The following is a 23,001-nucleotide window of genomic DNA, read 5'->3' on the forward strand; positions in this document are numbered from 1 at the left end:
TTAGACGGCTTCTAGCGCCCATTTTTCCCGTTCTTTTACAAACAGCAGCCCAAGCTCATGATGTTCATCTTCATATAACGCCCCTTGAACGAAACGAACTTCTCCATGTTCATTGACTACCTCTAATTTACAAAATGCGCGGTTTCGTTGCAACGCTTCATAAAACTCTGTTTCCGTTTTTACTGTCATTCCGTTCACTTTTGTGATGACTTCACCAATTTCTAGCTCCATTTTTTCCGCCTTGGAATTCGGAAGAATCCCTAAAATGACAAGCCCTTGTTCACGCTTCGAAAAATACGGAGGTTTCAAGCGATCTTGACGATGCTGGAAGAAAGCAAGCCACTCCCTTCCAATCAAGGCAAGGGCTGCCGCAATCATCGAAAGCGGCGCATACCAATAGCCTCCTATAGCAAACAAGCTGACAATCCATGCGAGCAACATCACTCTTTTTCCAGTTAAACGAATCGAAGCTTTTGGATGCATCCCTTGTACATGCTCAGAAAATCCGATCAAAAACGGCACAAGCATCAATGAATAAGAATCGCCAGCAACAGGAAATAATGGCCACCATGAAAATGGAGACGGAAGTTCTCCTGTTACCGGAAGCAGCACAGGAACGAACCAAAGCCGCTGCGACCAATGTTCTCCGACAACAAAACCACGCTTGCTTTTCGCTAACTGTGGAGATGTTTCGATAGCGCCGTTTTGTAAAATAAGCCATGCTTCCACAAAAAGCAATAAAGCAAGCAAAATAGCAAGCGCAGCCATATTCGTCTCGCTAAGTTCCGGGAAAAAACGCTTTAAAGCTGGTGCCGTTTCTTTATCATTGGCAAGAATACTAACGATAAAAAACACAAGCCCCATCGTATACGCCGGGGAAAGCAGCCGCATTTGCATCGTTAATCCGATTGCGATCGTCACAAGCGCAATCATTGAAATAGCATCGCGCGGAAGCACGATGCCGATAGCAACCGCTGCTAACGACAAAATACCGCCGGCAACGAGGCCGCTTCGCCAAAAAAGCTTGCTTTCATGAAACATGTTGTATACGCGAATAGAAAAATAGCTTCTTTCCCGCTTCACCCGCCGCCATCCGATAACAAGCGCCAGTGCGATCCCATAATAAAACAACGGTTGCACAAGCAGCCGCCCAACGCCTTTGAGCGCCTCCAACACCCATATCGACATATCGCCGCCACCTCGCTATGTTCGCGATTCTTTATCTACTATTCTACCAAATCACTTTCATAAATCCTATGATCGCATACACATTTTTTTCAACATTATTTGTTTATTATTGGCGAATCCTTTCGCATAACGACTTTCTTTGCCGAATCCACACTAGTTTTGTCAAGCAGGAAGGGATTTCCGTCTTGATGGAAAATGATATAAAAGAGGATGAAAAAGGAGGAATCATTTAGATGGAGTTAAAAACAAGCAGTGTCGCGAAGCGTCTTGGTGTATCACCGAAAACGATTCAGCGCTGGGTAAAGAAATATAATGTTCCGTGCCAAAAAAACGAAGCGGGACACTACGTATTCGATGCCGAAGCGGTTGCCTTGCTAGAACAAATTAAATTTGAACAAGGCGCTGCCCTAGAACCATGCATCAATCAAGAAAATCCGCAACATCCATTCTCCGCTGACGAGTTGTTCAACGTTTATATCGAACCACAGCTCAATGAGTTTACCTCCCGCCTCCAAAATATCGAAAAAAAGCTCAACGAAAAAGCGGACGATATCGTTTCCGTTCAGCTTTTGCATCATCGCCGAGAAATTGAAGAACTAGCCTCCCAGCTTCATTCACTCGAACAACGTATTGCCCGCTTAGAAGAAGACGTTAATAGAGAACAAGCGATTATAACGGAAAATGCAAAGCAAAAACCGAAACGCCGTGGCATCAGCCGCATTATGAGTCTATTTGTATAATCTCCCTCCTTCTCTCTTTTTTCTTTTCTAAAAAAAGAGAGAAGGAGTTTTTCTTTTAAAAAACTTCCTTTACATCTTCATTTATTCTTTATTGTTTTTTAACATTTTTCCCGAGAAGTCTCCCTTCCTCTAAACGGAGTGAAGGAGGAAGATAAATCAGGAGGTTTTTGATTCCCAAAGACGAACATATGTGCTATAATTGAACCATCCATCAAACAAAGAAAGAAGGAAATGCTCATGCTTCGTGGCCAAAAAGTGTTCTTCCGGGCATCGAAAGCGGATTTGGACCGATTGTATGCCTGCAATCGGGAATCCGCCCGTGTTTGGAATGAATGTCTCCGCTTAGCAAAAGAACACTTTCTCCAACATGGATGCTGGATCACCAAAAGCGAGCTGCAAAAACAAACGAAAAGGAAGTTCCATCTTCACAGCCAATCGATTCAATCCGTCTGCCACAAATACCTCTTCGCCAGAACCTCGCACACCAAGCCATCCAGCAAGGACATCCTGCCCGTTATCCCTACAAGAAAAAGAAATACTTCCCAACGAAATGGGTGAAAGACGGTTTCAAAGTGTATGAAAATGGAAAAATCGAACTCTCCATGGGCATTCATCACGGAAAACGGGAAAAGCCAATCGTCGTGTATGTGTCGCATCTGCCAAAAGAGAAAAAAAAGCAACCGCACAATGGTTTTATCGATTCATGCAAAAATTAGGCGTCCAATTAGTGTACAATCACGCCGATTTCCGATTAATGAGCAAGCGGGCGCTTGAGGAATTGAGCCGCTACACGGAAATCAACATCTTCCTGCGCGGAATAGTACCGCTGCTAGGCTTCCGTTCGACGAAAGTATTTTATGACCGTAAAAAACGTTTTGCGGGAGAATCGAAATATCCGCTCAAAAAAATGCTGGCGTTTGCGTTTGATGACATTACCTCTTTTAGTATCGTACCAATTCGATTGATTACGTTCATTGGATTTCTTGCTTTTCTTCTCAGCAGTGCTGCCGGCATATACTCGTTGGCTGTCAAATTGCTTGGTCATGCCGAATCAGGTTGGACATCCATCATGATTTCCGTTTGGCTCATCGGCGGTTTGTTGCTAATGGGAATGGGACTCATTGGAGAATATATCGGAAAAATTTATCAAGAAGTCAAAAGACGGCCGCGGTTTACGATTGAAAAAACATTGCATTCCCCATCGTTCTCGCCATCTTCCAAAAAAGAAAAGGTGCATCATTGAAAAAACGGGCAACCCTTAAAGGCAGTTGCCCGTTTCATTTTATCTTTTTTGCCGAGAAGACCCCCCTCTTCTAAGCGGAGTGGAGGTGGGGGATGAATCGGTATTTTTTGTTTTTTTAGTAATCTTAATAGTTGAAAAACGTTCTTCTTTTGTCATAAAATATAAATAAATATACCGAACTTATGTTCTGTTATAGGTGAAGAAAAGATGAAAAAAGCGTATTTTTCGAGAAGATTGTATAAATCCGAAATAGATATCCTTCATGTTACAGAAACATCTTATGCATTAGAGTTATTCAATCAAGCGAAACGTTTCGCTTTTCAAACGCTGGTCCGAGAAAAACGATGGGGACGAAAATTACATCAAGAAAGCTTGCATATCGTTGTGAAGAAAAAGTACGGACTGAACGATTATTTCACCAACAGTGCAGTTCGAGAAGCAAATGCTCTTTTCTCCTCTCGAATGGAATTAAATAAAATGTACATTCAACAGACAGAAGAAAAAATAAAAGATGTGAAGAAAAAACTGAAAACAGAACGAACCAAACTGACAACATTACGCAAAATCAAAGAAAATTGCATCAAAGGAAACTTACGGTTTCCAAAAAATACAAACTTTGTTTTGCAGAAGAGCGGAATCATCTCTCTTGAAGTAAAGAACAGATCTTTGATTTGGATGAATTCCTATTTGTTTGAACATCGTTATTTAGATGTGAAAATGAAACGGACGAAAGCAAAAATCGGCCGTTTAAAACATCGTTTAGATCGATTAGAACAAAAGAAAATGAAATTAAAAGAACACATCCCAAGTGCCGTGTTCGGAGGAAAGAAGTTGTTTAAACAGCAATTTACGAAAGAAGAGCTTATCAAGGATCACGAAGCTTGGAGAAAACGCTTTTTAGCTGCCCGAAATAAAGAAATGATCATCTCCGGCCGGAAAGATGCTGGTTCTGGGAATTTTGTATTCCATTACAATCCAGAAACCAATGAATTGCATATGACCTCTGTAACAGGAAAGGCAGTCACTTTTCCTCGAGTGGTGTTTCCATACGGTCAAGAGATCGTAAATAAAGCGGTGACAGAACAAATCCAATGCAAAAACAAAAAAGAGTATGGAAAACCCATTTCTTGGTCTATCGAAGATCACGGGGAATACTATATCATCAAATGTTTGGTGGATGTAGAATCAAATCCATATATTCATTTTTCTACTTCCGATGGAGTTATTGGTGTGGATTGTAACTATAATCACATCGCTTGGACGGATGTTTCGAAAGATGGTAACTTTTTGGAAAGCGGAAAACTTTTGTTTTCGATAGAAGGAAAAACTTCTGGTCAGATTACGAAAATCATTGAAGCAGAAGCCATTGCTTTAGTGGATATTGCGGTTCGAAAGAAAAAACCTATTGTGTTGGAAAAATTGGATACTACTTTATCCAAAGCAGGAAATAACTACGGCAACAAAAAAGCAAATCGGATGAAAAGCATGTTCGCGTATCGAAAAATGATCCAAGCGATCCAAAGCCGTGCCGATAAAATGGGTGTTGCTGTGATAGAAGTGAATCCGGCTTTTACTTCTGTCTCTGGAAAACTGAAATATATGCGCAAATTCGGTATCTCTATCCACCAAGCAGCGGCATTTACGATCGGCCGTCGAGGATTGGGATATAAAGAAAAAACTCCAAAGGTGCTTAAAAAGTATGTCCCGAAAGATGCTTCTCATCATTGGAAGCATTGGTCTATTTTGGATAAGAAGTTTTTGGTTCGTACACATACACTATACCATCTTTTTAATGTGAACCAACCATATCAAGAGATAGATGTATTTCATCCATTGTTGTTAGAAGAAGAAAAACGCCAATTAATAAAAGCTTTAGCTTCATAATCGTTTACTCTTGATCTTGAAGTTTTAGAATAAAAGAACGCATTGTACCAGTCTCTTACTCTCGTCACCGGAGCAGATGGCGATTCTAGGAGCTGGGTGCATTGCAATGCGTTCTTTGGATGCCATATGAATGGAAGATGGGGTACCTTCTATATGTGCTTTCATAGGCATATAGCTGGTCGTCCTGAAAGGGACACTTCGGACATCTTGTATGGCTGCTCCTCTCGTTGAACGGAGGAGGTTCTTGGGACCTTTGAGCAACTACGGCCAAAGGAAACAAGAATCCCCACTACCGGCTTTAGCCGGTAAGTGGGGGGAGTTCAATGAAACAGCACTTTCATCGCTGTTTTTAGTTGTACATCATTGTTGTCGTCGCGAATGGCGTCCATCACTTTTGCTTGTAATACTTCGGCTGTGTTTTTATCGATTTTTCCGGTTTGCGGGAGTTTATTTGCCTTTTGGAATGCTTTTACCGCCGACTCAGTTTCTTTGCTGAAGTAGCCGTCGGTGCGGCCAGGGTCAAATCCAAGTCCCTTTAACATTTGTTGCGCACTTTTTACTTGCTCATTGTTCATATCAAAGGAAAGCTCTTTTTCGATATGAAGCGGACTAACGTGGAAGTAATCCGGCTGCTTTACTTCAACGTCCGGCTTAACACCTTTTTTATGAATCCAATGGCCATCCGGCGTCAGCCATTTATAGAGCGTTAATTTAATGTTGCTGCCATCCCCCATCGGAATCGCTTGCTGCACCGTTCCTTTTCCGAACGATGTTTCACCAACGAGCTTATATCCTCCCGCTTCTTTCATAGCGCTGGCTAAAATTTCTGAAGCGGATGCGCTGCCTTTGTCAATTAACACGGCGATCGGATACGGTTTTTTCTTCGTTAAATCGGAATAAAAACGTTGTTTATCGCCATTGCGTTCTTCGACTTGTACATATGGTTTATCTTTCGGAATGAATTGTTTTAAAATTTCTTCCACACTTTGCAAATAGCCGCCTGGGTTGCCGCGCACATCAATGATTAACCCATCGATATGCTCGCTTTCTAATTTCGCTAATTTCTTTTTAAAATCTTTTGCTGTATTTTCGGAAAACGATGTTACTTCTAAATAGCCGACTTTTTTCCCGTTATACGTTTTTACCGAATCATAAACCGTTTCAATCGGAATTTCGTCGCGGACTACTTTTACTTTAATCACTTCTTTTACGCCGGGGCGAAGAATATCCAATTGTACCGTCGTCCCTTTTTCCCCGCGAATTTTCAACACGGCTTCATATAAATCAAGCCCTTCTAGACTCTCGCCATTCACCCGCAAAATTTGATCATTCGGTTTTAATCCCGCTTTTTCTGCCGGTGAGTTTTTAATTGGTGCGACAATCGTGACTTTTCCGTTAATCATGCTTACCTCGGCACCGATTCCTTCAAACGAAGAGTCAAGCGACTCCGTAAATTGTTCGCTTGTTTCTTCATCCATATAGACAGAATACGGGTCGTTCAGCGTGCTAATCATTCCTTGAATTGCGCCTTGGATGAGTTTATCATCATCAACTTTTTCAACATAGCGTTTTTTAATCAGCTCATAAGCTTGTTCGACTTTCTTCAGTTCTTTCTCGTCATCGTTCGTTGCCGCTTTATCTGGCTCGACCAGTGTTATTTCACGATCGCTGTCAGGCGCTGCAAGCTGCATGCCGGCATATGTTCCCCCGGCACCAACTAGCATCGATAAAGCCATAAGTATTGCGGTTGTTTTTTTATTCACAACTGTCTCCTCCTCACCCTATGCCATACAGGAAAGGCACCACACAGTAGGCCGTGCGATGCCTTTTATTTTTATCATATGACTAGCTTGTACATAGTATGATTACATTCTGTTTCTTTGCATTACTAGTTTACACATTTCCCATTGTTTTCTCAACCAAATAAGTTTGAAAAAAATGCACAACTTGCGTTTCGCAAGTTGTGCCATGTTCGTTACGGTAAATCGATTAACATAAAACGCGCGCCATTTTCTGATGCAATACGGAGTATCGGCGTTTCCGTAATTCGCGCGGAATCACGCTTATGCAACGTTGTTTCTCCGTTTAATGCAACATCTCCTTCAATAACAAAGAAAAAGATTCTTCTTCCCTCTTGTTGCGTAAATATAAGCTCGCGCCCTGCTTCTAAATCGGAAAGGTAAATCGTTGCATCTTGATGAATATGGGCAATTCCTGGAGACGAAGGATTTTTCGTCACCACCGGAAGCAACGCGTTTTTCATTTTCGCCACATCAAACGTCGTCCGCTCGTACGATGGCGTCAACCCTCGGACTTCAGGCAAAAACCATAGCTGCAAAAAATTCACTTCTTCCGTTGGCGATGGATTCATTTCAGAGTGAACAATTCCTGTCCCTGCCGACATCCGCTGCACGCCGCCAAACGTTGTCGTCGCGGTATGTCCTGTGCTGTCCTCATGCTTTAAATAGCCTTTTAATACAATCGAAACGATTTCCATTTCTTGATGAGGATGGGCGCCAAACCCTCTAAGCGGAGCGACAAAATCGTCGTTTAATACGCGCAGCGGGCCGAAATGAATGTTATTAGGATCATAGTAGTCGCCAAAAGAAAAGCTATGATACGTCTTTAACCATCCATAATCCGCATAATAGCGGGATTGCGCAGGATATACTTGAATCATATACACACTCTCTCCTTACAATAGCTTATCCAAAAATAATCGTATCAAGCGCATATTGCCCCGGTCCGATTAATGCTACTCCAACAGCAACCGCAATAATCGCAAGATTGTACTCATACCCATTTTGCGTCACCCAATATCCGTTTGGCCCATGCACTTTCACAATGGCCACGATCATTGGCACAATCATTAATAAAGCGGCAAGCGGAGTCAAAAGTCCTAGTGCAAATAAAAGCCCGCCAATCAATTCACTCATCCCAGCAGCAAAAGCCATCATTTTTCCTGGTTTTAATCCAATGGATTCCATCCAGCCTGCCGTTCCCGCAAGTCCATGTCCTCCAAACCAGCCAAACAATTTTTGGGCGCCATGTCCTGCAAATGTCAATCCAAAAACTAAACGGATTAATAATAATCCGATACCTGCCATCATCAACACACTCCTTCTAATATTACCTTTGTTTCATAAATCTCGAATTCGAGATAATTATAAAATAATTATTTTGATATTGTCAATATGAAAATATTAGATATAGCCTCCCCCTTTGTAAGATGATGGTTTTTATTTGCATTTATGGATCCTTGCAGCACGTTCGAAATATTAATAACTCACTTATAAAAATAGTTCTAATAGAATAGGCAAAAAAGCCGAGCAATGTTTCACTGCTCGGCGTAACGGTTAAAAATTAATTAATATAATTAAGCGGATTTACCGCATTCGATTTTGCCGGATTCCACGCTCCGCGGTGAAGTTCGAAGTGAAGGTGAGGCCCTGTCGAGCGGCCTGTGTTCCCCATATAGCCGATGACTTGTCCTTTGCGGACCGTTTGCCCTTCACCGACAAGACGCGCTTCAAGGTGGCCATATACCGTTGTGTATACTTGTCCATTAATCACATGAGTGATGAAAATGACGTTTCCGTAACTGCTCGAATAATACGAACGGAACACGTATCCGTCAGCCGCTGCCACAACAGGAACAACAGCAGCAGTTTTACCAATATCGATTCCTGGATGAAAATCACTTCCACCAAAACGGTAACCGAATCCTGATGTAATCGGACCATTCGCTGGTCTCATAAACGCACCGCTTGTAACGGGTGGAACGTTTGATGTATCTCGGGAACTAGATGCGCCGCTGCTATTTTCACTTCCGGACGGCGTATTTTCATTTTCGGAAGGCGCACTTTCATTTCCTGATGAATATGTATGTCTAGCAGCCGCTCTGCGTTTCGCTTCTTCTTCAGCACGCTTTTTCTCCATTAGCTGCTGAAGCTGATATTTCATCGCTGCTTCTTGTTTTCTCAACAATTCTTGTTCTTCCGCAAGCGCCATTTTTTTATCATGGTGTTCTTGTTCTTCTTGTTTCAAATGTGCCATTAATTGATTCTTTTGCTTCATTTGCTCGCTTAATTTTTGTTTCAGCTGCTCTAGTTCTTTTAAGTTTGATTGAAGACTAGCTAGTTTATCCGTAAGTTCCTTTTCTTTTTTCTCTTTTAATGCTTTATCCGCTTGTTGTTCGCGGATAATTTGTTTGTCCGCCTCAAAAATGGTGGTGACAGCGCTCATGCGGTCAATAAAATCGCTAAAGCTTTGCGCTCCGAGCAATACTTCAAGATAACTGATGACTCCGCCGCTCTCTTGCAAAGAACGAACACGCTCTTTCAAAATCTCATTTCGTTTTTCAATGCGCGCTTGCACTTCGGCAATTTCACGCTTTAATGTTTCAATATCTTGTTCTGTTTGTTGAATATCAGCGGATAAGTTGCGAATTTTCCCACTCGTTTCTTCCACTGCTAAATCGAGTTTTTTTAATTTCTTCGGAGAGCTCTTTTTGTTTGGATTGCAGTTTTTGAATTTCTTGATTAGCATCATTTATTTTCTCTTGTACCGCGGACTGCTTTGAACGAATGTTGTTAATCGCATCCCGTTTTTCTTGAATATCCCGGTCGCTTACCGCATTGGCAAAGTGCGGGAAAACACCAAAACTTAACGCCGCAGCTGCGGCAAGCGCCAGTACTTTCCTGCTTTTCATCAATTGATTCCCCTCTCCCTTATGGTGATGATCTTTTTCTATCAGACTTTCAAAAACTTACGGACAGACATCATGCTTCCCCAAACGCCGATGCATGCACCGATAAGCAATAAAAGCAAGCTAATTTGCCACATAAACGGATAAAATGGAAGAAGCTCTACAAATGGAATCGTAATTTTCGGCTCTAAAAATTTGTAAATGTTATAATAAACGGCCATGATCGACACGATTGGAAAAACCGCACCGATGACGCCAAGCCACAATCCTTCCAAGAAAAACGGCCAACGAATAAATCCGTTTGTCGCTCCTACTAATCTCATAATCTCAATTTCGCGCCGCCGCGCAAAAATCGTAATTTTAATGGTATTGGAGATTAAAAACATCGCGGTAAACAACAGACCGATGATTAACACAAGCCCGATGTTTCGCGCCGCTTTCAACGTGCTGAATAATTTTTCTACTTGGCCTTGGCCGTAGTTCACTTTGTGGACAAACTGGAACTTTTCAATTTGTTTGGCCACTTTGATCGTGTCTGTCGGTTTTTCTGTTTTCACCACATACACATCGCTTAGCGGGTTGTCTTGTTCAAACAAACGGAACGAAGAGCCTTCTTCGCCAAAACTTTTAATTAAATTTTTCAATTCTTGTTCTTTCGAAGAATAACGTATTTCCTTCACTTGAGGGATCGCTTCAATCTGCGCACGAAGCGTTTGTTTATCTTGATTGTTCGCCGTTACATCAATATGGACGCGAATTTCGACATCATTTTCGATTTTTTTCGCAAAATGGTTCATATTAAACATGACAACTAAAAACACGCCGACTAATAGCAACGTAACAGTCACCGCACTGATGGAAGCGAACGTCATCCAGCCGTTTCTGCCAAGACTTTTCATGCTTTCCCGCACGTGGCGCTTTAGGGTACTAATCCTCATAACCGTATTCTCCCTTCGCCTCGTCACGGACGATTTTCCCATTTTCCATTGCGATGACACGGCGTCTAATCGTATTTACAATTTCACGGTTATGTGTTGCCATGACGATCGTTGTGCCGCGATTATTAATTTTTTCAAACAACTCCATAATCCCCCATGATGTTTCTGGGTCTAAATTCCCTGTCGGCTCATCTGCAATCACAATTTTAGGAGAGTTCACAATCGAGCGTGCAATAGAAACTCGTTGCTGCTCTCCTCCGGAAAGTTCATCTGGATAGGATCGCACCTTATGTTTTAATCCGACTAATTCGAGTACTTCCATCACTTTCTTGCGAATCACTTTCGGCGATTCTTCAATTACTTCCAAAGCAAACGCTACATTTTCATATACCGTTAGCTTAGGAAGCAATTTGAAGTCTTGAAACACTACTCCGATATGTCGCCGCAATAATGGAACTTTGCTGTCTTTTAATTTAGCGAGATTTACACCATTGACCATAATGGAGCCGCTTGTTGGTTTCTCTTCACGGTACATCATTTTCACAAGCGTTGATTTTCCCGCACCACTAGGTCCAACGATATAGACAAATTCTCCTTGTTTGATGCGAACATTCACCCCGTTTAGCGCTACTACGCCATTCGGATATGTCTTATATACATCTTGCATTTCAATCATGCTTAATCACCTAATCTCATTTTCATTGTTGTCATCACTCGAGCTGTTTCGCTATATTTCGAATCGATCGTACAAAATTCTGCAAAGTTTATTATAGCATCATTTGTTACACTTGAGTTTTACATTTATATTTCAAATACATTACATAAGAAAAATCCGGCCCTTGTAGGTACCGGATTGAAAAGGTTTATTTTTTGGACGCAAGCCATTCCGCAACTTTATCAGCGTCTTCTCCTTTTATAATGCCAGCTGGCATGCCGCCGCGTCCTTTTTCAATAATGTTTTTAATTTCATCTTTCGAATATTTGCTTCCAACTTTTTGTAAGTTTGGCCCTGCACCACCTGATAAATCTTGCCCATGACAAGAAGCGCAACTTTGTTTGTAAATGTCTTCTGCAGCTGCGGCGGTATCCCCTCCTCCATTATTGCCATTGTTATTATCCGTTGCATTGTTGCCGCCACCACAGGCCGCAAGCGCTAGAGAAGCACCAAGAAATACAGCAGCAAGTTTCCATTTCATAAATGAACTCCCCCTAATCTAATAATTACATTCAGAGTTATTATAACCCATTTTGAAAAAATTATGTGCGCTTAAAACCTTCTCCAAGCACTTCGGCAGCGTTCATAACAATGACAAATGCTGATGGATCAATGCTTTTGACCAATTGTTTCAATTTTGTGAACTCCGCTTGCTGCACCACACACATCAGCACTGGGCGCTCGTGATCCGTATAGCCGCCGTACCCTGACAACTTTGTCACACCGCGGTCAATTTCATGCAAAATCGCATGACGTACTTTTTCTTCTTCATTGGTAATAATCATCGCCATTTTCGAGTAGCCGAGCCCGATTTGTACTAAATCAATCGTTTTGCTTGTCACATAAAGAGCAATGAGTGCATACAACGCTTGTTCAATATCAAAGACGAACGCAGCGGTTAATACGATTAGCCCGTCAATGAGAATCACACACATACCAAGAGACAATCCGGTATATTTGTGAATAATTTGCGCCGCCAAATCGGTCCCGCCTGTCGATGCTTTGCCGCGAAACACAATGCCAAGGCCAAGCCCAACCCCAATGCCGCCAAATAACGAACCAAGCAGCGGATCATGGGTGGCTGGCTCGACATCTTTCGTTAAATAGACAACAAACGGCAAAAACAATGTGCCGACAAGTGTCTTTACGCCAAACTGCCGACCGAGCAAAACAACTCCCGAAATAAATAAAGGAATATTCAGCGCCCATTGCACATAAGCAGGCTGCCAACCGAACACCGCATAAGCGATCGTACTGATTCCGCTTACGCCTCCAGAAGCGACGCGGTTTGGCAATAAAAAGACATTAAACGCCACGGCAACAATCGCCGAACCAATCAATATGTATACATATTCCATCATTAGCCCCACTTTTGGATGCAATGGTTGACTTCTTCTTCTCATTCATCAGACCTCCCATGAGAGTATAGCACGCCCATTTCTACAAGTAAATGACAGCGGAATAAAGCAGTAACGCATTAAAGTTAGTCTACACAAAAAAGGCATCTGCTATCGAACGAGCGATAGCAGATGCCTTTCGTCTTATTTGAGTTTGGAACGCAAGTAGGCGTCAATAAAGATATCGATTTCGCCATCCATTACTGCCTGCACGTTTCCAACTTCGACGTTCGTACGGTGGTCTTTGACAAGCGAGTAAGGATGGAAGACATAGGAACGAATTTGGTTCCCCCAGCCGATTTCTTTTTGTTCGCCGCGAATTTCGGCAAGCTCGGCCTGCTGCTCTTCAAGTTTCTTTTGATACAGCTTCGCCTTTAACATGTTCATCGCTTTTTCGCGGTTTTTAATTTGCGAGCGCTCCGATTGGCACGTGACGACAATGCCAGTCGGAATATGGGTAATGCGCACAGCAGAATCGGTCGTGTTGACGTGCTGGCCTCCGGCGCCGCTAGAGCGGTACGTATCGACTTTAATCTCTTCCGGACGAATTTCAATTTCAATATCGTCATCCATCTCCGGCATAACTTCGCAAGAAACAAACGATGTATGGCGGCGGCCAGACGCATCAAACGGAGAAATCCGAACGAGCCGGTGCACGCCTTTTTCTGCTTTCAAATAGCCGTACGCGTTATGCCCTTTAATGAGAAGCGTGACGCTTTTAACTCCCGCTTCTTCGCCAGGCAAGTAGTCAAGTGTTTCGACTTTAAACCCTTTTTTCTCGGCCCAGCGCGTATACATTCGTAAAAGCATCGAAGCCCAGTCTTGGGATTCCGTGCCGCCCGCGCCAGGATGAAGCTCTAAAATCGCATTGTTTTTATCGTATGGCTCATTTAACAAGAGCTGGAGTTCGAATTCACTAAAATCTTTCGTTAATTTTTTCGCTTCTGCGACCAGCTCCTGTTGCAAATCTTCATCCGGCTCTTCTTTGATCAACTCATACGTCACTTCTAAGTTTTCAAAACGCTCCTCAAGTGATTGGAACTCGCCCACTAAATCTTTCAGCGCATTTGCTTCATTAATTACCGTTTGCGCTGCTTTTTGATCATCCCAAAAGTTTGGCGCGGCCATTTGTTCCTCTAATTCACGAATGCGCGCCTGTTTCGTTTCGAGGTCAAAGAGACCCCCTTATTTCCGCTAATCGCTTAGCCATTTTTTCAAGTTCTTGCTTAATTTCGATCAGATCAATCATGATGCTTCACCTCGTTACTCATTGTACTGGATTTTTGAAACAAGAATCAATGGGAGTTCGCAAACAAAGTGAGAGGCAATCCCCCACTTTGCCGCAAACGTTATGCATTTTTTCCGCAGCAATGTTTATACTTTTTGCCGCTTCCGCAAATGCAAGGGTCGTTACGACCAATGCGAACGGCCTTGCGATACGGCTTCCGTTTTACTTCGCCTTCTCCTTCTTTCGGATGAACCGCTTCGCCTTTTGCCACTTCCTGGCGTTCGAGATTGCTGTGGATTTCCGCTTTCATAATATATTTTGCTACTTCTTCTTCAATGGAAGCGATCATGTTTTCAAACATCGCATATCCTTCCATTTGATATTCGCGAAGCGGATCAGTTTGTCCGTACGCGCGCAAATGAATTCCTTGACGCAGCTGCTCCATCGCGTCGATATGGTCCATCCACTTCATATCGACGGCGCGAAGGACGATGACGCGTTCAAATTCGCGCATTTGTTCCGGCGGAATTTGCTGTTCTTTTTCATCATAGCGCGCTTTCACTTTTTCCCAAATGAGCTCAATCATTTCTTCCGGCTCTTTGCCGCGCAAATCGTTAACGGTCACATCGCCTTCCGGCAACAGGTTGGCATTGACGTAATCGATGATTCCTTTTAAATTCCATTCTTCCGGAAGCTCTTCTTTCGGCGTATGAGCGTTGACGACCCGCTCAATGACCGATTGAATCATTTTTTCGATAATGCCGCGCAAGTTGTCGGAGTCAAGCACTTCATAGCGCTGGCGATAAATAATTTCACGCTGCTCACGCAACACATCATCGTATTGAAGCAGCTGTTTACGCGCATCAAAGTTGTTGCCTTCTACCCGTTTTTGCGCCGATTCGACCGCTTTAGTGACCATTTTGCTTTGAATTGGCTGCGAATCATCCATGCCTAAGCGGTCCATCATCGACATTAAACTTTCCGAACCGAAACGGCGCATCAACTCATCTTCAAGCGATAGATAAAATTGCGATACACCTGGGTCGCCTTGGCGTCCCGCACGACCGCGCAACTGGTTATCAATACGGCGGCTTTCATGGCGTTCCGTGCCAATAACCGCTAATCCGCCAAGCTCTTTGACACCTTCGCCAAGCTTAATATCCGTACCGCGTCCGGCCATGTTTGTCGCAATCGTGACAGCGCCTTTTTGACCGGCTTGGGCGATAATTTCCGCTTCTTTCGCATGGTTTTTCGCATTTAATACATTATGCGGAATCCCGCGTTTTTTCAACATGTTTGAAAGAAGTTCCGATGTTTCAATCGACACCGTCCCGACAAGCACCGGCTGCCCTTTCGCATGGCGCTGTGCGATATCTTCTACTACGGCGCGGAATTTACCTTCCATCGTCCGGAAAATTAAATCCGGACGGTCTTCACGGATGACCGGCTTGTTTGTCGGGATGACAACGACTTGCATGTTATAAATGTTTCGGAATTCTTCTTCTTCCGTTTTCGCCGTTCCCGTCATTCCCGCAAGCTTTTCATACATGCGGAAGTAGTTTTGGAACGTAATCGTCGCAAGCGTCATCGACTCATTTTGAATTTCCAATCCTTCTTTTGCTTCGATCGCTTGATGCAATCCGTCACTATAACGGCGTCCGCGCATTAGGCGGCCTGTAAACTGGTCGACGATGACGACTTTTCCGTCTTCCACCACATAATCGACATCCCGATGCATCGTCACATGCGCTCTTAGCGCCAAGTTAATATGATGGTTTAGCGTTACATGCTTTAAGTCGAATAGGTTGTCGATTCCAAACGCTTTTTCCGCTTTCGTGATCCCTTCTTCGGTGAGCTGTACGCTTTTCGTTTTCTCATCATACGTATAATCGACATCTTTTTTCAATGTACGCACAAACGCATTTGCCTGAATATACAGCGCTGTCGATTTTTGCGCGGTGCCCGAAATAATGAGCGGCGTCCGCGCCTCGTCAATTAAAATCGAGTCCACTTCGTCAATAATCGCATAATGAAGCGGACGCTGTACGATATGTTCTTTATAAAGCACCATGTTATCGCGCAAATAGTCAAAGCCAAACTCGTTGTTCGTTCCGTACGTAATATCGGCATTATACGCCGCTTGTTTTTCCTCCCGCGACATACCGCTTAAATTCAAACCGATGGTTAATCCTAAAAACTCATACAATTTGCCCATTTCCGTCGCGTCGCGGGTCGCCAAATATTCGTTGACCGTCACGACATGCACACCTTTTCCGGTTAAAGCGTTTAAATAAACGGGCATCGTCGCCGTTAACGTTTTCCCTTCCCCTGTTTTCATTTCGGCGATATTTCCCTCATGGAGGACAATACCGCCCATAATTTGCACTTTATATGGATATAATCCAAGGACGCGCTTTGCACCTTCGCGCACAACGGCAAAAGCCTCCACTAACAAGTCATCCAGCGACTCGCCTTGTTGATAGCGCGCCTTGAATTCCTCGGTCTTTTGACGCAACTGTTCATCCGAAAGCTTTGCCATCTCTGGGCCAAGCGCATCGACTTGGTCAGCAATCTTTTCTAAACGGCTTAGTTGGCGTTTGTTTGGATCAAACACCTTTTTTAATACTCCAAGCATAGAAAACGCTCCTTATTCAATGGAATCACTAATCTACATGATATCATGTACACGAATGGGTGACAACTAAGACGCGGAGATGAACCGGGGAGGAAAATGCGGAAAAGAAGAACTGGAGTAGCTTCATTCTTGGGATTGAATTTGTTCAATAGCTCCTTCTACATGCAAAAGACATTTGTTGATCGCATATATTTCAAACCCTTTTTCTTCCACTTTCTTATCTATATTTTTCAACAGAGCATGCACATCGTCAGCAACTTGATTTTCTAGACGAAATAATGCTTCTTTCGCCTCACATAGTTCCCGTTCTACCCGTTCGAGCCGCCCTTTCACATCAACCATATCATTTTCAATACGATCAAGGTGTCCGTCAACCTCTTCCATCCCTTGCTCCAGACGTCCCAACCGAGCTTCTATCGTTGCGAAACATTTGTCAATTTGATCAAAACGATCGCGAACTTCTACTTGAAATTGTTCAGCATTCGTTTCCATCTTGTCCAATTTTACTAAAATCTGCCGCAAAAGCGCCTCCATCGTTCTTCCCCTCCTTCCTCGATATTATAACATCCCCTGCCGGCTGTCGGCAGGGGATGAGGGTCAGTTTGCTTCAATTAAGCCGTATTTTCCATCTTTACGGCGATACACGATGTTTGTGCGGTTTGTTTCCGCGTTTGTAAAGATGAAGAAGTTATGGCCAAGCAAATTCATTTGCAAAATCGCTTCTTCGCTGTCCATCGGTTTTAAGCTGAAATGTTTCGTACGGACAATCTCAAATTCTTCTTCCTCATTCTCCTCTACCGGAGGATTGTTGTTTTGCGTGACAAGCACTTGTTTTGTTTCTTTATTGCGTAATTTACGATTTACTTTCGTTTTATGTTTACGAATTTGTCTTTCTAATTTATCCGCTACTAAATCAATGGCCGCATACATGTCGTCATGGCGTTCTTCCGCGCGAAGCAACAGTTGCGGCATTGGGATCGTCACTTCGATTTTTCCTTGTTTATCGTTATATACTTTTAAATTAACGTGAACATGAATATCTTCTGTGTTTTCAAAGTATCTTTCCAATTTTCCAATTTTTTTCTCGACATACTCACGCAATGCTGGAGTTACTTCAATGTTTTCCCCGCGAATGTTATAGATCATCGCTGATCACTCCTTTTTATTTAAGGCTATGTGTTTAATATTCTACAAACCCCAACAAAGGTCCTGCTTGAATCAGCAAAATGTTTTTGAAAATTTTGTGAAAGTGAGAAGGAAATGTGGCAATATTACTCAGAGAATAACATCGTTTTTCCTAACCCCATTTTTTATTTTATTACCAATTCCATTGTACCATTCAAAATGCGGCAACATGCAAAAATTTGCTTATTTCATCGCCTCTACACAATCGGATGAAACACCGGATATGTCGGCGTCGTATCGAAAGTGTTTCCCGACTTTCCGCTCAGACCGATCGTGCGCATCATTAAAAATCCGTACGAAATCGATTTGCGCAAGGAAATTAATGTGACAATCGTCAAAGCCGTATAAAAAACACCGAGCCCCACGCCATGGGGCTCGGTGTTTTCATTGTTCGACATATCGCTTTAACAGCTGGGTGATGATCATCTTCCACGCTTGAAACGCGGGGGAAAGATGCTGCTCGACGATGCGCTGCTTCATGTTCGGATCGCCAAAATTTCCATCTAATTTATACGCTTCTTCCAACACATCGGAAAATAGCCGCAAGTGATGAACGATGCCCGTCTCCTCGGCAAACAGCCGACATAAATGTACATTTGTCTCGCTAATCTTCGCCAATGCCATAAAAATATTGGCAAGCACCTCGTCTCCTTGCGTCCGCTCATAATTTACGAAACTTTCTTCCACATACGCAAACCCTTCCTCGATCGTATCGAGAAGCGCCACGTATTTTTGCACCATTTCGATTTGCATCGGTGTTAACACCGTCATATCTATCACAACCTATCTCTTTTTATCGTAAAACATTCCGTCCATCGCAAGCGATTGCTCGTACGGGTTCGTATAATGGGTATTGGCCCGCCTTTTCTCGCGGACCATCGCCAAATCGCGCTGAATTTGCCGCTTCAGCTCCCGCAAATGTTCTTCAATCTCTTGATTCCACTGCACGATTTGCCTGCCAAGCCGCTGTTCTTCCCCGCTATACGGCGGACGAAGCTCCCGTAACAGCTCGTCCCTTTGTGCAAGCAACCGCTCGATAGCGGCTATCTTCTCGTCGCGCGCTTCCGCTGTTATCGGCATAGCGACGAGGTCACGCAGCTCTTTCGTCACGTGAAATAACGCGATGACAACGCTCATTATGCCTGCCCGCCTTGCGCGTATTGACGCTGCCGGTTGATTTGAATCACCTGTTTCCACGTATCACGAAACTCGGTCACATATCCTTCGACTTCATCTAAAATCGCCGCATCGTTTTTCACATTCGCCTCGACAAGCCGGCGGTAAATGTAGTCGTACATCGCCATCATCGACTTTGCGACTTCATACTCCATATTGAGCGTCACCATCAGCTCACGAATAATGTTTTGCGCCTTGATCAAGTTTTCGTTTCGCGCTGCGATATTGTTTTCTTCGATCGCCTTGCGCGCTAGTTTAATAAACTTCAAGCAGCCGTTGTATAACATCAATGTCAACTCTCCTGGCGATGCCGTCTGCACGGCGTTCGTTTGGTAGTTTTGATATGGATTGTTCGTTGCCATTTACCTCACTCCTTTACCTGCTCCCTTTATTGAGAACCGCCGAAAAAGGCGTTCATCAAATACATGCTTTGCTCGTTCGCCCGCTGAATCGCCTTTTCCATCGCCGTAAACTGCCGCCAATAGCGGTCCTCGATTTCTTTGAGACGGTCTTCAAAACGATCGATCTGTTCGTTAATTTGAATTAAATCGCGACCAATCGCAAACTGCTGGTTCGTCCAAATCGTTTTCCCGGCTTTTTGCTCGATTTTGCCGATGGTATCTTTGATCGTATCACGGAGACGGCGGGCAATGCCTTTTTCTGAATAGTTGGTGCTGTCGTTATTAAACAATCGGTAAATCGCATCCGGATTTTCTTGAATTTTTTGGCGAAGTTTCGTTTCGTCAATAATGAGTTTACCCCCATCCAGATAGTTAGACGAGGTAGTAATGCCAATTTCCGCAAGCTGGGAAAACCCGATTGTAATATTAGAACCCTCTACTTTTGTATAAAGGTCCATCCGCATCTTGCTTAAACCGCTCGATAAAATCGAATCGCCTCGCAACATCCCGCTCCGCGCTTTTTCTTCCCAAAGCTCAATTTGCTTTTCCGTCATTGCTTCTTTTTGCTCGTCGGTAAGCGGTGGATAATTGCGATAGCGTTCTTCTTTCAGCTCGGCGTTGATTTTGCTGATGATTTCGTTGTATTTGTCGACCAACCCTTTAATCACGTTAAACATTGCGTCGGTATCAGTAGATGTTGTAATTGTTGCTGATCCCGTGCTTTTTAATGTGTAGGTTACTCCGTTAATCGTAAATGTGTTCGACGAACGGGATGTTGGAAGACCGTTAATGGTGAAAACCGCATCTTTTCCATCTGTTTTCCCGGTTAGCTCCGCACCTGCCACAGCACCGATAAATCCCAGTTTTTGCGCAAAAAAGTCTGCTGTATCTTGATCCTCTAAAACGATACTCGCTTTCTCACCCGTATCTTTCTTCATAATGGAAACTCGCCCTGTTTGCTCATCATAAAACGCGCTGATTCCTAAGTTCGGGTCATTGTTTAGTTGTGAAATGACACCGTCTAACGTCGCTCCTTGTTTAATGGTTATGGTTGCTTGTTTTGAACTTCCATCACCGTTTGTGACGGTAAACGTTAAGGTGACGTCATTTTCGACTGAAAAATTGCTCTTGTCTACTCTTGTGTTTTCATCGGAAAGCCAGATTGCTGACGTGGCGATTTGTTGCACTTGGATGCTTGTGGCAACGTTTGCCGCGCTTGCGCTTGCCGTGGCGCTTACGACACTATCGTTCGAGCTCGTCACTTTCTTTTTCAACATGCTGCTTTGCAATGTTAGATTGTTAAAAATATAGTTATCAAGATCTTGCAATAAAGTATTCATCGAACGGTAATCATCGCGCTGCCACTCTAAAATTTGCTTTTTCTGTTTCAACTTATCAAGCGGCATCCGTTCCACTTTCATTAAGTCCTTAACAATCTGGTCGATATCCATGCCGCTCGCCAAACCGCCAATGCGCATGTTGCTTGCCAAATTCACTCACCACCGTTAAATTTTTTTATCGACAATCAACCCGACAAATTCCATCATCGCCGCGTACATATCCAACAGCTTTTTCGGCGGAATTTCGCGAATAACCTCATCCGTTCGCTCATCGATAATTTGCACGTAATACTCCTGTAGCTCGTCATGCAGCTCAAACTTTAACGACGTATGGCTTGGCTGAAGGAATTCGTTTAAGCCTTTCACTACTTCTTCTAGTTTTTCTTTTGGAATGTTTTGCACTGTTGTTTCCAAATTGTTCGTATGATGTTGCTGCTGGGGTTCGATCATGCTGCTGGCTTTTTCATTGCGAACACTTTCATACAAATAAGAAAGAGGATGGGAAGATACTCGTTCCATCGTCATCATCGCCCGCTCCTTTGCATGAACACTATCTATGTTTTATATCGGATGGAGATGGGGAGTTGTGAAGAGAGTGGAGAGAAAAAGAGATGACTTTCTTTATCCATCGCTTTTTTGGGAATCATGAAAATTCGAGGGATAGGCTAAATGCGGAAGAGCTATTGTGGTGGATTTCTAAAAATGATGGTTTATCTCAATAATAAAAAGCCTCACTCCTTAAACATTATTAGTGAGGCGTGTGTTATGTTTGGGTCTTCACCATTTTCTGTGATTTCTACTCAATCCTAGAGACATGTTAGCTGGATGAAATAGGTTCATCAGTCAGGATCCTTCTTCCGCATACAGACCACGAAGTTGGTAGAATGGAAACAGTCAAGTGCTTTCCTTGACGGGTTCCATTCTACCAACTATCATACCGATAGCGGAAGAAGGGAGTGCTTAGGCAGCCTGACTACCTGTAGTGTTCCCTGTACACTCCAGAAATACACGTAAACGAAACCGTTCTAGATTCCGATAGCCATATGCCCGGCGTTTGATGTTTTTGATCTTGTGATTCGTCCCCTCGATTCGGGCATTCGTATATGGGCACAAAAAGTAGGAAAGAATAGGCTCCTTCCACCTTTCAAGCGTGTTGGCTGCTTCCTGAAAAGAAGCAAAAGGGCTCTGTTTGGCTAACTTAATCCATTCTTCCAAGCGTTCCTTTGCTTCGTTATATCCATCGGTTCGGTAAAAATCCCGAAACAACTCTTTCAGATAATAAGCAATGGAAAGTGCCGGATACTCCTCCAAGATATCGTCTAATCGAAGCCGTTGGTCCTTACGAAGCTTTTCACAGCCTTTTAAGAGAAGATATCGAGCCTTTTTCAATGGAGAAAATTCCTTTCTTGCTTGATCCAAGGCTTGTGTCACTTTTTGAACCACATGGTACTTATCGATGACAATCGAAGCAGATGGAAACAGGGCGCGAACCGCCTTATGATAAGGTCCCCACATGTCAAGAATCACCGTTTGGACCATTTCTTTCGACAGGATATTTTGGCTCAACAAGTTGATGGCGGAGTCACATTGGCGATCGGCATGCATTCCCATGACCGATCCGGCTCTGGCATCCATCAATACAGTTTCATACTGATGTCCCTTTTTTACCGCGATTTCATCTAAACTAAGCACCATTCCTTCTTGAGAAGATGCTTCTATCGCTGTTTGACGCTCTTTTGCTTTTTTCGATGCGATGGAGTAATAAATGCGTTCCAATGTCGTATATGGGATGCGGTGCTTTCGGCTAACCTCTTGAATGGTGGTGCCTTCGCAAAGTTCATACAAATACTCACAAAATCGATTGGTGTAATGTTGATTGGGTGGAATCGATTCCAAAGAGGCGGAAAACACTTGGGAACAATTCCAACACCGATAGCGCTTTACCTTTACGAACAAGTACACCGGTTGATGGAAAATCGCCAAATCCCGTACTTTTCTTGTCCGTCTGTCGTGGACAGAGGAAGTGGCAAACCCACAATGAGGGCAACGTTCCTGTGTCTCTGTTTTCTCTACATGAATCGCATAACCATAGGAAAGAAGTTCGTGTTTAATAACTTTAAATTCTGGCAATCCTAGTGATATAGAAAGCACTTACGAGACCTCCCTAATGTTTATTTCACCGCTAACATTATTGCCAGGATCTCGTCAGTGCTTTCTCTTTTT

At 43.3% G+C, this 23,001-nt stretch carries 22 protein-coding genes and 2 pseudogenes; 4 read left to right on the forward strand and 20 right to left on the reverse strand.

Translation table 11 applies throughout. The features are described 5' to 3' along the window. Entirely contained in the window at positions 1-1,188 is a 1,188-nt protein-coding gene (locus tag DER53_RS02970; protein WP_062679076.1) for a PDZ domain-containing protein, read from the reverse strand. A gap of 233 nt (positions 1,189-1,421) precedes the next feature. Here DER53_RS02970 and DER53_RS02975 point away from each other — a divergent pair, with 233 nt between their 5' ends. The 4 genes and pseudogenes from DER53_RS02975 to DER53_RS02990 all read left to right on the forward strand — a co-directional run bounded on the left by DER53_RS02975 (position 1,422) and on the right by DER53_RS02990 (position 5,055). Next, positions 1,422-1,928 (forward strand): MerR family transcriptional regulator, encoded by a 507-nt coding sequence (locus tag DER53_RS02975; RefSeq protein ID WP_062755665.1) that lies wholly within the window; start codon positions 1,422-1,424, stop codon positions 1,926-1,928. Positions 1,929-2,299: 371 nt separating this feature from the next. Continuing rightward, a complete protein-coding gene (locus tag DER53_RS02980; RefSeq protein WP_244319626.1) occupies positions 2,300-2,644 on the forward strand; it encodes a hypothetical protein in 345 nt (114 codons plus the stop codon). Next, a pseudogene (locus DER53_RS02985) lies at positions 2,599-3,171 on the forward strand (glycosyltransferase); the annotation flags it as partial. The gene DER53_RS02980 and the pseudogene DER53_RS02985, both read left to right, overlap by 46 nt. 207 nt (positions 3,172-3,378) lie before the next feature. Beyond that, the gene (locus DER53_RS02990) at positions 3,379-5,055 is read left to right on the forward strand and encodes an IS200/IS605 family accessory protein TnpB-related protein (RefSeq protein WP_062755663.1); all 1,677 of its coding nucleotides are present in this window, start codon (positions 3,379-3,381) and stop codon (positions 5,053-5,055) included. Positions 5,056-5,375: 320 nt separating this feature from the next. Here DER53_RS02990 and DER53_RS02995 read toward each other — a convergent pair whose 3' ends face one another. The 19 genes and pseudogenes from DER53_RS02995 to DER53_RS03085 form a co-directional block, all read right to left on the reverse strand. Beyond that, positions 5,376-6,818 (reverse strand): S41 family peptidase, encoded by a 1,443-nt coding sequence (locus tag DER53_RS02995; protein ID WP_062755662.1) that lies wholly within the window; start codon positions 6,816-6,818, stop codon positions 5,376-5,378. A gap of 212 nt (positions 6,819-7,030) precedes the next feature. Next, entirely contained in the window at positions 7,031-7,735 is a 705-nt protein-coding gene (locus DER53_RS03000) for a pirin family protein (protein WP_062755661.1), read from the reverse strand. A gap of 25 nt (positions 7,736-7,760) precedes the next feature. Continuing rightward, the gene (locus DER53_RS03005) at positions 7,761-8,162 is read right to left on the reverse strand and encodes a DoxX family protein (RefSeq protein ID WP_062755755.1); all 402 of its coding nucleotides are present in this window, start codon (positions 8,160-8,162) and stop codon (positions 7,761-7,763) included. A 256-nt stretch (positions 8,163-8,418) separates the two neighbouring features. Further along, a pseudogene (locus tag DER53_RS17540) lies at positions 8,419-9,766 on the reverse strand (murein hydrolase activator EnvC family protein). Positions 9,767-9,807: 41 nt separating this feature from the next. Beyond that, positions 9,808-10,701, reverse strand: coding sequence for a permease-like cell division protein FtsX (ftsX, locus tag DER53_RS03015; RefSeq protein WP_015865060.1), 894 nt, complete (start codon positions 10,699-10,701; stop codon positions 9,808-9,810). Further along, positions 10,691-11,377 (reverse strand): cell division ATP-binding protein FtsE, encoded by a 687-nt coding sequence (ftsE, locus tag DER53_RS03020; RefSeq protein WP_015865061.1) that lies wholly within the window; start codon positions 11,375-11,377, stop codon positions 10,691-10,693. The genes ftsX and ftsE overlap by 11 nt, the downstream gene beginning before the upstream one ends. Before the next feature lie 187 nt (positions 11,378-11,564). Then, complete coding sequence (cccB, locus tag DER53_RS03025) at positions 11,565-11,897, reverse strand: cytochrome c551 (protein WP_015865062.1); 333 nt, start codon at positions 11,895-11,897, stop codon at positions 11,565-11,567. A 61-nt stretch (positions 11,898-11,958) separates the two neighbouring features. Continuing rightward, positions 11,959-12,819 carry a YitT family protein gene (locus DER53_RS03030; RefSeq protein ID WP_062679069.1) on the reverse strand — a complete coding sequence of 287 codons (861 nt, stop codon included), beginning with the start codon at positions 12,817-12,819 and terminating at the stop codon, positions 11,959-11,961. Positions 12,820-12,957: 138 nt separating this feature from the next. After that, positions 12,958-14,059 (reverse strand): peptide chain release factor 2 gene (gene prfB / locus DER53_RS03035; protein ID WP_097354901.1). Its coding sequence is split into 2 segments (ribosomal slippage): positions 12,958-13,986 and positions 13,988-14,059, totalling 1,101 coding nucleotides; the frame shifts between segments, so codons are not numbered across the junction. A gap of 103 nt (positions 14,060-14,162) precedes the next feature. Further along, positions 14,163-16,676 (reverse strand): preprotein translocase subunit SecA, encoded by a 2,514-nt coding sequence (gene secA, locus DER53_RS03040; protein ID WP_062755658.1) that lies wholly within the window; start codon positions 16,674-16,676, stop codon positions 14,163-14,165. Between the two features lie 123 nt (positions 16,677-16,799). Continuing rightward, a complete protein-coding gene (locus DER53_RS03045; RefSeq protein WP_062755657.1) occupies positions 16,800-17,210 on the reverse strand; it encodes a hypothetical protein in 411 nt (136 codons plus the stop codon). Positions 17,211-17,273: 63 nt separating this feature from the next. Continuing rightward, complete coding sequence (gene hpf / locus DER53_RS03050; protein WP_015865067.1) at positions 17,274-17,822, reverse strand: ribosome hibernation-promoting factor, HPF/YfiA family; 549 nt, start codon at positions 17,820-17,822, stop codon at positions 17,274-17,276. Positions 17,823-18,058: 236 nt separating this feature from the next. After that, entirely contained in the window at positions 18,059-18,259 is a 201-nt protein-coding gene (locus DER53_RS17190) for a hypothetical protein (RefSeq protein ID WP_062755655.1), read from the reverse strand. After that, complete coding sequence (locus DER53_RS03060) at positions 18,246-18,632, reverse strand: DUF8042 domain-containing protein (RefSeq protein ID WP_062755654.1); 387 nt, start codon at positions 18,630-18,632, stop codon at positions 18,246-18,248. The genes DER53_RS17190 and DER53_RS03060 overlap by 14 nt, the downstream gene beginning before the upstream one ends. A 12-nt stretch (positions 18,633-18,644) precedes the next feature. Further along, a complete protein-coding gene (gene fliT, locus DER53_RS03065) occupies positions 18,645-18,998 on the reverse strand; it encodes a flagellar protein FliT (RefSeq protein WP_062755652.1) in 354 nt (117 codons plus the stop codon). Next, complete coding sequence (fliS, locus tag DER53_RS03070; protein ID WP_062755650.1) at positions 18,998-19,399, reverse strand: flagellar export chaperone FliS; 402 nt, start codon at positions 19,397-19,399, stop codon at positions 18,998-19,000. Before fliS ends, fliT begins: the two co-directional genes overlap by 1 nt. 26 nt (positions 19,400-19,425) lie before the next feature. Beyond that, positions 19,426-20,928 (reverse strand): flagellar hook-associated protein 2, encoded by a 1,503-nt coding sequence (locus DER53_RS03075; protein WP_062755649.1) that lies wholly within the window; start codon positions 20,926-20,928, stop codon positions 19,426-19,428. A gap of 15 nt (positions 20,929-20,943) precedes the next feature. Then, entirely contained in the window at positions 20,944-21,303 is a 360-nt protein-coding gene (gene flaG, locus DER53_RS03080) for a flagellar protein FlaG (RefSeq protein WP_062755647.1), read from the reverse strand. 435 nt (positions 21,304-21,738) lie between these two features. Further along, positions 21,739-22,929 carry an ISL3 family transposase gene (locus DER53_RS03085; protein ID WP_121910014.1) on the reverse strand — a complete coding sequence of 397 codons (1,191 nt, stop codon included), beginning with the start codon at positions 22,927-22,929 and terminating at the stop codon, positions 21,739-21,741. Positions 22,930-23,001: the final 72 nt, after the last annotated feature.

The organism is Parageobacillus toebii NBRC 107807, from assembly GCF_003688615.2.
Lineage (GTDB): Bacteria > Bacillota > Bacilli > Bacillales > Anoxybacillaceae > Parageobacillus_B > Parageobacillus_B toebii.

Excerpts from the sequence above, each read along its gene's own strand:
- DER53_RS02970 (WP_062679076.1), bottom strand. The coding sequence starts at position 1,188 with ATGTCGATATGGGTGTTGGAGGCGCTCAAAGGCGTTGGGCGGCTGCTT.
- DER53_RS02975 (WP_062755665.1), top strand. The coding sequence starts at position 1,422 with ATGGAGTTAAAAACAAGCAGTGTCGCGAAGCGTCTTGGTGTATCACCG.
- DER53_RS02980 (WP_244319626.1), top strand. The coding sequence starts at position 2,300 with ATGCTGGATCACCAAAAGCGAGCTGCAAAAACAAACGAAAAGGAAGTT.
- DER53_RS02990 (WP_062755663.1), top strand. The coding sequence starts at position 3,379 with ATGAAAAAAGCGTATTTTTCGAGAAGATTGTATAAATCCGAAATAGAT.
- DER53_RS03000 (WP_062755661.1), bottom strand. The coding sequence starts at position 7,735 with ATGATTCAAGTATATCCTGCGCAATCCCGCTATTATGCGGATTATGGA.
- DER53_RS03005 (WP_062755755.1), bottom strand. The coding sequence starts at position 8,162 with ATGGCAGGTATCGGATTATTATTAATCCGTTTAGTTTTTGGATTGACA.
- ftsX (WP_015865060.1), bottom strand. The coding sequence starts at position 10,701 with ATGAGGATTAGTACCCTAAAGCGCCACGTGCGGGAAAGCATGAAAAGT.
- ftsE (WP_015865061.1), bottom strand. The coding sequence starts at position 11,377 with ATGATTGAAATGCAAGATGTATATAAGACATATCCGAATGGCGTAGTA.
- cccB (WP_015865062.1), bottom strand. The coding sequence starts at position 11,897 with ATGAAATGGAAACTTGCTGCTGTATTTCTTGGTGCTTCTCTAGCGCTT.
- DER53_RS03030 (WP_062679069.1), bottom strand. The coding sequence starts at position 12,819 with ATGAGAAGAAGAAGTCAACCATTGCATCCAAAAGTGGGGCTAATGATG.
- secA (WP_062755658.1), bottom strand. The coding sequence starts at position 16,676 with ATGCTTGGAGTATTAAAAAAGGTGTTTGATCCAAACAAACGCCAACTA.
- DER53_RS03045 (WP_062755657.1), bottom strand. The coding sequence starts at position 17,210 with ATGGAGGCGCTTTTGCGGCAGATTTTAGTAAAATTGGACAAGATGGAA.
- hpf (WP_015865067.1), bottom strand. The coding sequence starts at position 17,822 with ATGATCTATAACATTCGCGGGGAAAACATTGAAGTAACTCCAGCATTG.
- DER53_RS17190 (WP_062755655.1), bottom strand. The coding sequence starts at position 18,259 with ATGTCGAACAATGAAAACACCGAGCCCCATGGCGTGGGGCTCGGTGTT.
- DER53_RS03060 (WP_062755654.1), bottom strand. The coding sequence starts at position 18,632 with ATGACGGTGTTAACACCGATGCAAATCGAAATGGTGCAAAAATACGTG.
- fliT (WP_062755652.1), bottom strand. The coding sequence starts at position 18,998 with ATGAGCGTTGTCATCGCGTTATTTCACGTGACGAAAGAGCTGCGTGAC.
- fliS (WP_062755650.1), bottom strand. The coding sequence starts at position 19,399 with ATGGCAACGAACAATCCATATCAAAACTACCAAACGAACGCCGTGCAG.
- flaG (WP_062755647.1), bottom strand. The coding sequence starts at position 21,303 with ATGACGATGGAACGAGTATCTTCCCATCCTCTTTCTTATTTGTATGAA.